At 53.3% G+C, this 12,704-nt stretch carries 13 protein-coding genes; 4 read left to right on the top strand and 9 right to left on the bottom strand.

Features of this window, described 5'->3' with window-relative positions:
- Positions 1 to 5: 5 nt before the first annotated feature.
- From mutS to JET16_RS05555, 6 genes are all read right to left on the bottom strand, one after another.
- Positions 6 to 2,621, bottom strand: coding sequence for a DNA mismatch repair protein MutS (gene mutS, locus JET16_RS05530; RefSeq protein WP_199614740.1), 2,616 nt, complete (start codon positions 2,619 to 2,621; stop codon positions 6 to 8).
- Positions 2,622 to 2,688: 67 nt separating this feature from the next.
- Positions 2,689 to 4,140 (bottom strand): putative amidoligase domain-containing protein, encoded by a 1,452-nt coding sequence (locus JET16_RS05535; RefSeq protein ID WP_199614741.1) that lies wholly within the window; start codon positions 4,138 to 4,140, stop codon positions 2,689 to 2,691.
- A 281-nt stretch (positions 4,141 to 4,421) separates the two neighbouring features.
- Positions 4,422 to 4,997 (bottom strand): outer spore coat protein CotE, encoded by a 576-nt coding sequence (locus JET16_RS05540; RefSeq protein ID WP_199614742.1) that lies wholly within the window; start codon positions 4,995 to 4,997, stop codon positions 4,422 to 4,424.
- Positions 4,998 to 5,050: 53 nt separating this feature from the next.
- Positions 5,051 to 6,019: an aromatic acid exporter family protein gene (locus JET16_RS05545; RefSeq protein ID WP_199614743.1), complete on the bottom strand. Its 969-nt coding sequence runs from the start codon at positions 6,017 to 6,019 to the stop codon at positions 5,051 to 5,053.
- A 108-nt stretch (positions 6,020 to 6,127) separates the two neighbouring features.
- Positions 6,128 to 6,229, bottom strand: a complete 102-nt coding sequence (locus JET16_RS05550; protein WP_199614744.1) for a sporulation protein YjcZ — start codon at positions 6,227 to 6,229, stop codon at positions 6,128 to 6,130.
- A 155-nt stretch (positions 6,230 to 6,384) separates the two neighbouring features.
- Positions 6,385 to 7,893 carry a carboxypeptidase M32 gene (locus tag JET16_RS05555; protein ID WP_199614745.1) on the bottom strand — a complete coding sequence of 503 codons (1,509 nt, stop codon included), beginning with the start codon at positions 7,891 to 7,893 and terminating at the stop codon, positions 6,385 to 6,387.
- An 86-nt stretch (positions 7,894 to 7,979) separates the two neighbouring features.
- Here JET16_RS05555 and JET16_RS05560 point away from each other — a divergent pair, with 86 nt between their 5' ends.
- Positions 7,980 to 8,345, top strand: coding sequence for an iron-sulfur cluster biosynthesis family protein (locus JET16_RS05560; protein ID WP_199614746.1), 366 nt, complete (start codon positions 7,980 to 7,982; stop codon positions 8,343 to 8,345).
- Here the strand turns inward: JET16_RS05560 and JET16_RS05565 are convergent.
- A complete protein-coding gene (locus JET16_RS05565; RefSeq protein ID WP_199614747.1) occupies positions 8,296 to 8,826 on the bottom strand; it encodes a DUF309 domain-containing protein in 531 nt (176 codons plus the stop codon). The genes JET16_RS05560 and JET16_RS05565 overlap by 50 nt on opposite strands.
- A gap of 155 nt (positions 8,827 to 8,981) precedes the next feature.
- Between JET16_RS05565 and JET16_RS05570 the strand changes: the two genes are divergently transcribed.
- The 3 genes from JET16_RS05570 (at position 8,982) to JET16_RS05580 (ending at position 11,790) form a co-directional block, all read left to right on the top strand.
- On the top strand, positions 8,982 to 9,419 hold the full coding sequence (locus JET16_RS05570; RefSeq protein ID WP_199614749.1) for a hypothetical protein: 438 nt from the start codon (positions 8,982 to 8,984) through the stop codon (positions 9,417 to 9,419).
- Positions 9,419 to 9,694 (top strand): DUF2653 family protein, encoded by a 276-nt coding sequence (locus JET16_RS05575; protein ID WP_199614751.1) that lies wholly within the window; start codon positions 9,419 to 9,421, stop codon positions 9,692 to 9,694. Before JET16_RS05570 ends, JET16_RS05575 begins: the two co-directional genes overlap by 1 nt.
- A gap of 167 nt (positions 9,695 to 9,861) precedes the next feature.
- Complete coding sequence (locus tag JET16_RS05580) at positions 9,862 to 11,790, top strand: glycosyl hydrolase family 18 protein (protein ID WP_199614753.1); 1,929 nt, start codon at positions 9,862 to 9,864, stop codon at positions 11,788 to 11,790.
- 80 nt (positions 11,791 to 11,870) lie between these two features.
- Here the strand turns inward: JET16_RS05580 and JET16_RS05585 are convergent, their stop codons facing one another.
- Both JET16_RS05585 and JET16_RS05590 read right to left on the bottom strand, forming a co-directional pair.
- A complete protein-coding gene (locus tag JET16_RS05585; RefSeq protein ID WP_199614755.1) occupies positions 11,871 to 12,062 on the bottom strand; it encodes a hypothetical protein in 192 nt (63 codons plus the stop codon).
- A 53-nt stretch (positions 12,063 to 12,115) separates the two neighbouring features.
- Complete coding sequence (locus tag JET16_RS05590; protein WP_199614757.1) at positions 12,116 to 12,655, bottom strand: hypothetical protein; 540 nt, start codon at positions 12,653 to 12,655, stop codon at positions 12,116 to 12,118.
- Positions 12,656 to 12,704: the final 49 nt, after the last annotated feature.

Raw genomic sequence — 12,704 nt, forward strand, 5'->3', positions numbered from 1 at the left:
TTTCGTTACTCCTGTGCTTTGCGTTTCAATTCAAACAACATGTTCATTGCATCCAGCGGTGTCATATTAAGCAAATCGGCGTTATTCAACAGCTCCATTATCGTCACGGCCATGGCGTTCCGTTTCTCCGCTTCGGGATCTTTCCACTCGCGGAACAAATCGAGCTGTTCGACTCCGGCGGCGGCTTCGCGGGACGCTTTCTTGACCGTATCCCGCGCTTTCGAGCGGCCCTCGAACTCGGATAAGAGCGCATAAGCCCGTTCGATAACCGTTGCCGGCAAACCCGCAAGCTGCGCGCAATAAATACCGTATGAGGAATCCGCGGCGCCTTTTACCAGCTTTCGGAGGAACGTCACTTGATCGCCGCTTTCCTTGACGGCCATGCATGCGTTGGTTAGATGCTCAAGCGTTTGTTCGAGATGCGCCAGCTCGTGATAATGAGTGGAAACCAACGTCTTGCAATGCGCCTTTTCGTGCAGATGCTCGATTACCGCCTGAGCGATGGCCATTCCTTCCCCCGTCGACGTGCCGCGCCCCAACTCATCGATCACTACGAGACTGCGCGGGGTCGCTTTGGCGATCATCGTCTGGATGTCCCGCATCTCCACCATGAATGTGCTTTGGCCTCCGGCCAGATCGTCCGCCGCCCCGATTCGGGTAAACACCCGGTCGATGATCGGCAGCACCGCTTTCTTCGCGGGCACGAAGCTCCCGATTTGGGCCATGATCGATATGAGCGCCACTTGACGCATGTATGTGCTTTTACCCGCCATATTCGGCCCTGTGATGAGCAACGCCCGGGTGCCGTCGAGGGAAAAGGAAGTGTCGTTCGCGATGAACGTGTTGCTCTCAAGAACCGCCTCCACAACCGGATGCCGGCCTTCCTCGACAAACATCTCGTATCCGTCGTGGACCTCCGGCCGCACATATCGGTTGGCGGCGGCGATAACCGCAAGCGATTGTAGAGCGTCCAATGCGGAAATTTGTTCTGACAGCCGCTGCAGCCGCGGAATTTCCGCCGCGATCCGCTCCCTGATTTCCACAAAGAGACCGTACTCGAGTTCGACCGTCTTTTCTTCCGCTTCGAGTATGAGCGCCTCTTTCTCTTTTAATTCGGGAGTGACGAACCGTTCGGCGGCGGCCAGCGTCTGCTTCCGTTCATAGCGTCCTTCCGGAACCGCCGCGAGATTTGAGCGGGTCACCTCGATGTAATAACCGAACACTTTGTTATAACCGATCTTTAACGACTTAATGCCCGTCGCTTCGCGCTCCGCTTGCTCCAACTCGGCAATCCAGCGCTTCCCGTTGCCGCTCGCTTCGCGCAGCCGGTCGAGACGCTCGTTGTATCCGTCGCGGATAATGCCTCCTTCGCGAACGGAGACGGACGGTTCCGGATGAATGCCGTCTTCGATGATCCGGTACACGTCGGCACAGTCGTCGGCATCCCGGACAATATCCGCTAGCGCATCGGAACCGGAGTTCGCGCACAACTCCATAAGCTGCGGCACAGCGGATAACGACGATTTCAACGCGTTTAAATCACGCGCGTTTGCGGTTCCGTACGCGATGCGCCCCGCCAGCCGTTCCAAATCGTACACGCTCTTAAGCGATTCGCGGATTTCGTCGCGCAGAAGCACATTGCGGTGCAGAGCCTCGACGGCATCCAGACGCCGGCGGATCGCATCGGCATTCATCAACGGCTTGTCTAACCATCTTCGGAGCAGCCTGGCTCCCAAAGCGGTTACCGTCCGGTCGAGCAGCCAAAGCAAAGACCCTTTCCGCGACCTGTCGCGTACCGTCTCCGACAGCTCCAAATTTTTGCGCGTGAACGGATCAAGCGTCATATATGCATTCGTTTCGTAGACTCGTATGGCGCCGATATGCGCAAGCGATCGTTTCTGCGTTTCTTTCAAATAAGCAAGCAGCAAGGAGACGGCAGCTCTTTGTTCCGGAGCGAGCACGGCGATTTGCTGCGACGGGAATTGCGACAGAAGCAGCGCTTCGTCCTCCGCAGCCGCTTCGCGCGGCGTTAACGCGACTGGTCGGGCCCGGTCCGGCGCCGATTCGTTCAACCGTTCAAGCAGCCGAGCCGCCCCCACAGCTTCGCTAACGGAATAGACGCTGAGCTCGTCCAACAAATCGGAGAAAGAAGCGCCGGTACCTGCGGTATACAGCTCGCCCGTCGTCAAATCGCACACGGCTAAAGCCAAACTTCCGCGGCGCTCTGCAACCGCCGCAATATAATTGTTGGCTTTCTCCGGGAGCGCTTTGCCTTCCATCACGGTGCCGGGCGTTACGACGCGCACGATTTCCCTTCGTACGACGCCTTTCGCTTCGGCGGGGGTCTCAACCTGCTCGCATATCGCGACCTTGTACCCCTTCTCTATTAATCTATTTATGTATGATTCGGCCGAATGATAAGGAATGCCGCACATCGGCACCCGCTCGTCCGCCCCCGCATCGCGGCCGGTTAGCGTAATCTCCAGCTCGCGCGAGGCCAATACGGCGTCTTCGAAAAACATTTCATAGAAATCTCCCAGCCGAAAAAACAAAAAAGCATCCTGCGCTTGAGCTTTGACGGACAAGTACTGCTCCATCATCGGCGTATATTTGGCGGTCATGAACGTCAACGTCCTTTAGTGCGAATAGTGACCTCCATTATACCATGAAAATCCATTGCCGCTGAAACTAATCGCGATAAGGCGGCAATTTCCAAGATATTCTCATGTCCAGTTGTTCGTTCCACGGCTCCGCCCGTTCCAGCAGCCGCTTCAGTTTATTGAGGTAGCGGCTGTATCGCGTATACCCTTCCGTTCGTTCCACGTCGTTCCACAATTCGGCCACGACCGGTTTTATCTTTTCTTTATTACCTTTATAGTAAGCCTCTTGCATGTCCGATCGCTCAAGCGGACGCTGCCCGAGCTCGCGGTAGTGATCGCAGACGATTCGCGCAAGGGCGAGCACGCCCATGGCGAGAACCGGCGACACGATCCACGAAGGCAGCGTCCTGTATTCAAAGCCGCCGTGAAATTGGCGGCGGAAATCTCCTAGCGCGCCGTAGCGCGGGCGCCGGTTTTTCGTTGTGGCGTCTTCGATCAACACGAGCGGCAGCGCCAAGTAATTGTCCATGACGCGGAGCAAATCGGTGTGCAGCCAAGCGCCGCTCACGTGAATGTGCCCGCCGAGAGCAAGACCTTGGGCGGGCATCCCGCCGGCCAGCCACTCGAGGCTGTCGTCGTTGATCTTGTCCGCGGCAAGCAACATTGCGGCGTACAAGTTGCGGAACAGCTCCCTCGGCTCCGCCGCAGGCGCCGGCCGAAGCTCCGCAAGCGGATAAAGCAACCGGTCTCCGATGCGGACGCTGTCGCAGCCGGCAGCGCCTCTTCGCTCCAGAAATCTGGATGCCAATACGATTTTTCCGTCCGGACCGGGACGGCGCAGCACAAACTCCGGATCCATGCCGAGCATGACCGGATCCGTTCGGCGCTTTTCCTTATCGTGCTCTTCTTGAAACCGGCGAATCGCATCGGCAAACCGCTCGAGAAATATGTCTTCCTTCGGAGGCAACGGGTCGAGGCTCTCTACCGCCGGCACTCCGTTGCGGTCCGAAACTATCGTTACGGTTCCGTAGTCCAAACCGAGCGCATAAACGGCCTTTATGGCTTCGCGTTCGGCGCGGCGGACGGCAACCGAACGCGCAGACGGAACGGGCGTCCATGTTGAATGCGCTGTCTTGAACGGCATCCGGCCGATCGGTCCTGCCGCCCCTCCGATCGAATACACCCCAAGCGCTTCCAATTGAAATACAGGCACGACGAGCCGCCGATGGATGCCGGGCGTCAAAGAAGAATCGCTATGGAACACATTCACCCCGTTGCGGATCCAATCGGCTTGCCTAAGCCTCTTGTCGAGCGCGCGGCGGACGGCGGAGGCCGATTGAAGCATGCGGGTTCCGGGCGGCATCGGTGCGTCTTGCACGCCGCTTTCCGCGATCCGTCCGCGATCGTCTGGCCAGCGGATCACATAGTAAGTCTCTTGCCCGGACAATCGAGCCGGAAGACTTCGCCCGGAGCGCACGTTGAGCCGGTCGATCAAACGTTCCGCTTCAGGTTGGCCCGCATGCAGCATATATACGTTCATCGCCGTTCCACTCCCGCAACGGACCGCTTATAGTGATGGACAAACCGTATTTCCGTCTTAAGAAAAACTGAAAAACAAAGAGGGCATCCGCCCTCTCCCCATTCACCCGGCCGACATAACATATAGGAAGAACCCCCTTCGCGGTGATCCGGAAAATCAAGACCGGCGGGAAGGAAGTTTTCCATTCGAGATCAGGCTGAGCAGCCGCGATGCCGATGTGCCGGATCTCTTGCAGTAAGTACGGGGAGTTCCCAATGAATGCGGGCAGCGGTGCCCATTAATCACAAGTCGTCTTCGAGATCGTCTTCGATCAGATCGGCGTCAAGATCGTCGTAATCGTCGTCTCCACCGACGAAGTCAACGGTTTTATCGCCAAAATCATCACAACCGCCTGCGCATACAACGACGCATACTTTCGTCTCCGCAATCATCTCCACCTCGAACTCGCGCTCTACACGGATGTGAACGCCGGAGCCGGACGAAGTGATGTTCGCCTCCACGCAGTTGGGCTCTTGCGTCGCTTCGGCGTAAACCTCTTCCGTCGAAGCGCGGTGTTTCGGATCGACGTTGGAGAGAGGAACGAGCTCCACATAGGAAACCGTTTCTTTCGCTACGTCAGTCTTGGAGTTGCGGTCGTACGAATACCAGATGTTAATATCATACGTGCCTACAACTTCTACGCCGTCGCCGGACCGAACCGCTTCATATTGGTGGTTGATGATCCATGCCCCCAAGATGCTCGTGGGAAGGTTTGGCGGAGTTACGGTATGAGTCACTTGAGAGAACTTACGACCTTTGCCGCACACAGCTTTCGTCATAATCTCTCGGCATTGCAAATCTTTATCTTCTGCAATCATATTGCAACCTCCTCCATACAATCATTCATTTCAATTGTATGCAGGACATTCGTCTATTGTGATACTTTCTTTTCTGTGATTCGTTTCTTTTTCTCTTGTTTTGCAATGGACATGTAGTGCCCCAAGTCAAGGCAGATTTGAAGAATCGCCGATCTCGTCTCGAATTCTTCTCTGGTGGACGGCAGCGGCATATTTTTAAATTCCCTCTCCAACTCCATCAAGTGCGCTTCCACGGCTCCCGTATAATATTCGTTTTTCACGTCACCGCTGAGCTCTTCGAATAACTCGGCGGTCATTTGCCCGTATGGCAATTTCTCATATACTCTCGCAAGCAGCACCAACATGCGCTGGATCGCCTCCATCTGGCGTTCGCGCATGGAGAAATACTTCAACCACCGGTTATCCGCGACGAAGATTGCGTTGTCGGAGGCGCGCTCCGCAAGCGTCTTTCCCTCTTCGATCGCTTTCTCCGCTTCGATAAGCTGCTGTCCGTCCCATACGTAAGCAGGATCGCGAAGGTGTTTGGCGATCTCCATAAAGATTCGGGACATCGCTTCTTCCGTCCTGGTTCTCTGCTTCCGGATATGTCCTTCCCAGCTCGGCATATAGATTAGATTTAACACCGTTGCCGAACCGAGTCCTAATAAAAGCAGCGCGATTTCATTCACAATCGTATCCGCGCCAAGCGACTTTTCGGAAAAAACGTGCAGCATGATAACGGAGCTCGTCACGATCCCGTCTTTCAAATTGACTCGCGCCAACACCGGATAAGCAATAATTATGTAAAGCGCAACGACCCAAATATGAAAACCGAACAAATAAAAGATGAATATCGCGAACAACAACCCTACGACCGACGCCATGATGCGGACAAAGGCGTTGAGCAGGCTTTTCTTACGGGTCACGTCCACGCCGAGAATCGCGAGCAAGCCCGCGGATAACGCAAACTCAAGCTGCAGCGCGCCGGCTGCGTAAATGGCTAATACCGCCGCAAGAGCGGTTTTGATCACTCGAATGCCCATAGAGTACGACCGACCTCCACCACTCATCGTACCCTATTTGGAAAATAAACTTCAACCATATGCTTTCTTATGTAAAGCACCGGGGATGAGCACCCCGGGACGATAGCGTTACACTCCGAAAAGTACCGTACGCGTAATGATTACCAACAGAATGAAGAGAACCAATATTGCGCCGGTAGACGTAAATACGCCGCCACCAACTGCTGTCATGTTCGAGTTCCCCCTTTCGCGAGAATTCTCTATATCCTATTACGGACATATGCACTGCGGTTGTGCTCATGTCCCGGTAACCGGGAAGTTTGTGCGGCTGCCTATCTTTCACACTTTAATGAAAAACCCGCCGGACTGTGCCGGCGGGCGTAATATTACAGCTTATAGATCTCTGTATACTTCGCTTCCAAATAAGCGGTCAAATACGACGGGTCCAAATCCTCGCCGGCGACGTTGCAAATCACTTCCGCAGGATTCAACACTTTGCCGTGGCGGTATATTTTCTCCGTCAACCAATCCTTAATCGGTATGAAATCGCCTTTAGCGACATATTCGTCGAATTCCGGAAGGGCCCGCTTCATCGCATGCATCATTTGCGCGGCGTACATGTTGCCAAGTGAATACGACGGGAAATAGCCGAACCCGCCTCCGGCCCAGTGAACGTCCTGCAGGACGCCTTGGGCGTCGTCCGGCGGCACGATACCGAGATACTCTTTGTATTTCTCGTTCCAAACCTCAGGCAAGTCGGCAACCTTCAGTTGGTCGTTGATCAATTGCTTCTCCAACTCGTAACGGATCATTATGTGCAGGTTATAAGTTAATTCGTCCGACTCCGTACGTATGAGCGAAGGCTTCACTTCATTCACCGCAAGATAAAATTGTTCGAGCGCGACGTCCGCAAATTCAGGCAGCATGTTCTGCAAGGAGCCGTATTGATGCTCCCAGAACGAATAGCTGCGGCCGATCATGTTTTCCCATAGGCGGGATTGCGATTCGTGAATGCCCATCGAGGTGCCGGTACACAAATTCGTGCCCAACAGCTCCTCCGAGATGTTCTGCTCGTACAGCGCATGACCGCCTTCATGAATCGTAGAAAACAGCGAATATTTCAAGTCGTCTTCTATGTAACGGGTCGTCACACGCACGTCGCCCGGATTGAGGCCTGCGGCAAACGGATGCGAGGTTGTGTCGAGGCGTCCGGCCGCGAAGTCGTAACCGATTTGCTTTAAGATATACTCGCTGTACTTCTTTTGCTTATCGATCGATACCGGACGGTACATAAACGAAGTTTCGATCTGTTCCTTCTCTGCAACCGCGGCGACCAGAGGAACGAGCTTGGCGCGAAGCTCTCCGAAGACGACGTCAAGCTTTGCCACAGTCATCCCGGGTTCATAAGCGTCCAAGAGCGTGTCGTACTTGTTCGTTTCGTAGCCCCAAAGCTCGACAAAACGTTTGGTGTAATCCACAATTTTTTCCAAGTACGGACGGAAAGCCGCAAAATCGTTGTTCGGTTTCGCTTCCTCCCATACCGATTCCGCTTGGGACGTCAACACGACATATTCCTGATACAACTCCGGCGGAATTTTCTTGGATCGGTCGTAATCCTTCTTGCTTTCTTCCAAACTCCGCCGATGAATTTTGGAAAGTCCGCCGAACACGGAAGGTTCGTTCAATTCGTTAAGCAAAGCGCCCATCTCATCCGACGTGCCGAGCTTAAACAATTCGGCGGACAACACGCCGATCGCTTCCGACCGGGCGGCAGCGCCCTTCTTCGGAGCGCCTGTCCGCAAATCCCAATAAAGAACGCCCAGCGCTTCTTCGTAGCTCTTCATTTTCTTGACCAAATCCAAATACGCTTTCAATTTCGCCTCGACCGCCGACATTTATATGAACACGCTCCTCTTCAAACACTTCATCTTATGATACAATACTGAGAAAACTCTAATCAACGAAAAAGGTGTATAGTTTGATGCTCATAGAACTTTCACAATCTGCCGAAAAACAGCTGCAGAGCAAAAAACTTGTCAATTCGGAGCGCATCGTGCTCGTATATGATTCGGAAGGATGCGGCTGTGCGGTGTCTGGAGTAGCGGCATTGTGGATAGCGGACGGCGAAATACAAGGAGATGAAATGGTCCGTGCGCAGAGCAACACCGATACACCGATATATTACCTCAGCAGACATGAAGTATTCTTTGAAGAAAAGCTGCGGATCGATTACCGGGAAGACCGCAGATCGTTCGCACTGACAAGCGACAACCAAATCTACGGCATGAACGTCGGCCTCACCGACCGCCGCTCCGCAGCTCCAATGCCTTCAGGCGTTCGGCAATGACGTCGGTGCGATCCCGCAGCGTGTGTCTGTGAACGAGCTCATCGCGATCCAATTCGCTCGGACCGCACCACCGGAATCCCAATTCCGCGCAGCGTCTTTCGCATCTTTCGACCAACTGAGCATCGGCAAGCGGAATATCGATATCTTGATAAGAAGCGGAAGGAGAAGCTTGAAGCTTGGCACGGACGCCTTCCAGCCGTTCAAGCCACAGGCCGGCTTCGATTCCAAGGTCGCGCAGATGTCCCTTGTCGCAGTTGCGCAGCGAATTGGTAAGACTTTTAACAGCGCCCGGTATATTGCCTCGGCGATAGTGGTACATGCCCACAGCCGCCTGTATGAGTCCGACCCACGTCACCCGATAGACGGAATTCGGATGTTCCTTCCAATATTGTTCAAGCAATTCGTGACATTCGAAATAATCGCGGTCGCCGTGAAAATGCACTAGGTAATCGACGTACGCTTGGGGGTAACGAGAAGCCAACCGCTATTCCTCCCTGCTCCAGTTTATTCATTATCGCGGACAACCTTCGGTTGCCTCTCTGCTCTGTTTTGCTTATTGTACCACCTTGGGGTACAATCGGAAACCGGCGCCTACATTATACGTATAGTAATAAGCCGAAAGGAGGTACCACTCAGATGTGGAAGAAAACATTAGCAGCATTCTTGGCAATCGGATTGTTATTCGGGACGGCGGCTCCGCTTATGGACGCGGCCGATGCGAAACCTCGTTACCGTTCGCCGTCGCGGTCATATACGCCGGAAGCTCCGAAGAACGACGTAACGAAGCAGCAGCCGCAGCGTGCCGATCAGGTGAATAATGGAGCAGCTGCGACGAAGCCCGGCACTGCCGGACCCGCTCGAACTTCGTTAGGCGGAGGACTGATGCGCGGATTGTTCATCGGGGGCTTGGCCGGATTATTGTTCGGCAGTTTGTTCGCAAACATGGGCTTCTTGGGAAGCATTCTCGGACTCGCGATCAACCTGTTCGCGTTGTACGTATTATTCGTCCTGATCCGTAAAGTCATCGCATACTTCTCGGATCGAAACCGGGCCGATCGGAGACGTTATCGCTGATGATCCTTTCCGAAGCGGAACTCGTGAACGCGATTTGTCTTCATATCGCCGAACGCAAGAGCATCCGCCCGCAAGATGTCAGCGTGGAGCTCATTTACGACGACGAGACCGGTTTTTCGGCGGAAATCGTCGCCGCAGGCAGAGAACAAGTTCTCATCGAAGCGAACCTGGCGGAGGCGGTCAGCCGGTATCTCTGGAAGGAGTATGGAAAACAAGCGTATCGCGACTCCATCGCCTTTCGATTGGAGAATGAGATCATCGCCGTTGTGAAGTGAAGAAACTGGCGGGGTTGTCCCAAAGTAGTTAGCAGCTGCTGAGGGACGGCCTCTTTTTCTTGATTTAATTAGTTTTATGACAAAACACCGCAACAAATACCATGTTCCTCTCGTACTAGTTTAAGAGAGTCGATAGACTCTAGTACATAAATGGGAGGATACGAGAATTGCGGAAATGGAAACATGCGGCGAAGCTCACGATCCTGTGCTCGCTGCTTATCGGAGCCGCTGCGCCGGGAACCGCCGAAGCCGCGGCGGATCGAACGTCGAAATACCGGGTGTACCAGAACGATAAAGCGCTGATGGAGTTTTCCGACCAATCGAAAGCGGTTCAATACGCGAAATCATTCAATCATGCTTATGTAGAACAAATCGGCACGCGGAGCTTGGTGTGGGATAACTTTCCGAAGTATAAGGTGTACCAAAAGGACGCAAGCAAGCCGGAATGGGAATTCCAAACACTGAAAGCGGCGGCAGCCGAAGCGAAGAAATGGGCGAACGCCAGCGTCCGTGAATTATCCTCGGGAGGCTGGGTTTGGGACAATTACCCCGAGCATCCCGGTTTCACGTTATACCAAGGAGACAAGACGCTGCCGGGCTGGCAATTTCCAACGCTTGAGAAAGCGAAAGCCGAAGGGAAAAGATGGGGAAACGCGCACATTATCGACAAGTCCAACAACCGTTGGGTGTGGGATAACATTTCTCAGGAGAAAAAACAGGAACTGCGGCAAGGCCCGAAACGGTATCAGGTGTATCAAGGCCAAAAAACGATGGAAACATGGGCGTTCGCCTATCTTCAAGATGCGGTGAACGAATCGTTGAAATGGGCCGACTCCCATATCGTGAACAAGGATAAAAACAACGAAACGGTATTTCGGAACGAGCATCGTTACATCGTATACCGCAACGATGCCAAAGCTTCGTCTTTCGTCGGACTTGAATCGGCGATCAAAGCCGCAAGCAAGCTCGACAACGCAAGCATTGTGTGGGACGGACGGACGATTTGGTCGAACTCGCCGTATTTCCGCGTTATGCAAGAAGGAGTCGTACTGAGCGGCTTCAACTTATTCAAGAATGCCGTGTCCTTCGCCGCAAAGATGGAAAACAGCGAGATCGTTACGTTAGACGGATTGCGCGTTTGGGACAACTTGCGCACATTAATGTACTTGGCTTGGAACGGTTCGGCCAAACACGATACGATCGTCGGTCATGTAAGTCAAACGCAAGGGTTGGATATCGATTCGCCAACTTGGTTTTCTTTAGCGGATGCCTCGGGAACGCTGAAGGACGAGTCCGATCCGTTGACAGCGGAATGGCTGCGATCGCAAGGGGTCGAAATCCATCCGTTAGTGCATAACCAGTTTGACGCAAAGCTTACATCGGCCTTCCTGGCGGACATTGCGGCGCAGCAACGGTTTATCGGCGCATTGACGAAACGTCTTGGCGAGCTTGGAGTGCATGGCGTAAACATCGATTTCGAAGGCATGTCCGGATCGGACCGCGACCGTTACACAGCCTTCGTTGCTGCATTGAGCAAAGCGGCGCGCGAGAAGGGATTAACTGTCTCAATCGATCTGCCGAGAGGAAGCATTCTATGGAACCACAAAACCGCGTACGATCATACTAAATTGGCTGAACTTGTGGATTATATCGCTATTATGGCATATGACCAATATTACAGGGGCAGCAGCTCTCCCGGACCTGTCGCCGGACTGACTTGGACCGAAGAAGGAGTCCAAGAATATCTTTCTTACGGTATCCCTCGTTCCAAGCTGCTGCTGGGCGTCCCGTTTTACGTCAGAGTATGGGAATTGGATGCGGGGGGCAAGCTCGTCTCGAACCGCGCCATATGGATGAAAGACGTGCCGGAGCTGCTTGAATCCGCAGAAGTTTCGACGACGAAAGACGAGAAACACGGACTCGATCGGGTCGATTTCAACAAAGACGGCAAGCGGTACGTCTTCTGGATGGAGGATATCGGAACGATCGGCCAAAGAATCGAGCTTGCGAAGAAGTACGATCTCGCCGGTATCGCCGCATGGCGTCTCGGATACGAACCGCTCGACTTGTGGACCGCCATGCTGAGAGCTAAATAATAATAATTTCAGTTCACACTTGGGACTTTTTTTGTAAAAAGGAATAAACCGGCGTATTCGGCCGGCTTCATCGGATAGATTTAAACCAGTTGAAGTGAGACGGAGGACGTATGCGGGCCAAACGGCCGGTTTTTCGCCAACCGGAGAACTGCCTCGTACTGCGCCTTCGCAATTTTTCGCTGCGCGACGGGCATCGATTGGTCGTTAACAATTTGGGCGAGCTTTTGGAGTTCCATGTACTCCTTCTCCGTCACCTTTATTTTTTGTGCCAACTGCGTCCCTCCTCTTACAGGCCAGCATGAACGGTTTCAATGATGCATTATATTCACTTATCTTCTTTTTGAGAATCATTGCAGCCGGTTGATGCGAATTTTTCCGCGGATGCCGGCTGCGCCACTTCACTTGGGTCGAGTATCGAATTACTGCCGGAATCGCCGTCCAGTCCCAAGTCCTTCCGTTGACGTTCCCGAATATAGGATAAACCGGCAAACCCTGCGATAAACGCCGCACTTATCTCTGCATACACATTTTGAGTTTCGGAAAGCTGGACAGCGGTTTTCGCTAATACGCCGGTACCTATTCCAATAAGAATATCCCCAAAAAAACCGAGTTCAAAATAAGTTCTTTTATTCGCCTGCTCCACATTCGACCTGAATCCGACGATAAACCTCAAAAAATCTATCGCTGTTAACAACCAACGGATCCAAACGGGAAATCCTTTTAGCGTGTCCGATCTTTCGTAGGGGATGACAAACATCGGGAGCTGGACTACACCGTTCTTGGAATAATGTCCGATGAGCGCCCCAAGCAAACTGACCGAGATGGATAACTTGAACGTATCCCAAAATACTCCGATTTCATTCATCTCTTCCACCTGCCTTCTTTCGGAATAGAAGAGACCAAGTGTTCTCCGC

Source organism: Paenibacillus alkalitolerans (genome assembly GCF_016482785.1).
Classification (GTDB): Bacteria; Bacillota; Bacilli; order Paenibacillales; family YIM-B00363; genus Paenibacillus_AE; species Paenibacillus_AE alkalitolerans.

Bases quoted from the DNA above. Each gene is read 5' to 3' on its own strand.
- mutS (WP_199614740.1), bottom strand. From the start codon at position 2,621: ATGACCGCCAAATATACGCCGATGATGGAGCAGTACTTGTCCGTCAAA.
- JET16_RS05545 (WP_199614743.1), bottom strand. From the start codon at position 6,019: ATGGGCATTCGAGTGATCAAAACCGCTCTTGCGGCGGTATTAGCCATT.
- JET16_RS05590 (WP_199614757.1), bottom strand. From the start codon at position 12,655: ATGAATGAAATCGGAGTATTTTGGGATACGTTCAAGTTATCCATCTCG.
- JET16_RS05550 (WP_199614744.1), bottom strand. From the start codon at position 6,229: ATGACAGCAGTTGGTGGCGGCGTATTTACGTCTACCGGCGCAATATTG.
- JET16_RS05555 (WP_199614745.1), bottom strand. From the start codon at position 7,893: ATGTCGGCGGTCGAGGCGAAATTGAAAGCGTATTTGGATTTGGTCAAG.
- JET16_RS05535 (WP_199614741.1), bottom strand. From the start codon at position 4,140: ATGAACGTATATATGCTGCATGCGGGCCAACCTGAAGCGGAACGTTTG.
- JET16_RS05540 (WP_199614742.1), bottom strand. From the start codon at position 4,997: ATGATTGCAGAAGATAAAGATTTGCAATGCCGAGAGATTATGACGAAA.
- JET16_RS05560 (WP_199614746.1), top strand. From the start codon at position 7,980: ATGCTCATAGAACTTTCACAATCTGCCGAAAAACAGCTGCAGAGCAAA.
- JET16_RS05570 (WP_199614749.1), top strand. From the start codon at position 8,982: ATGTGGAAGAAAACATTAGCAGCATTCTTGGCAATCGGATTGTTATTC.
- JET16_RS05575 (WP_199614751.1), top strand. From the start codon at position 9,419: ATGATCCTTTCCGAAGCGGAACTCGTGAACGCGATTTGTCTTCATATC.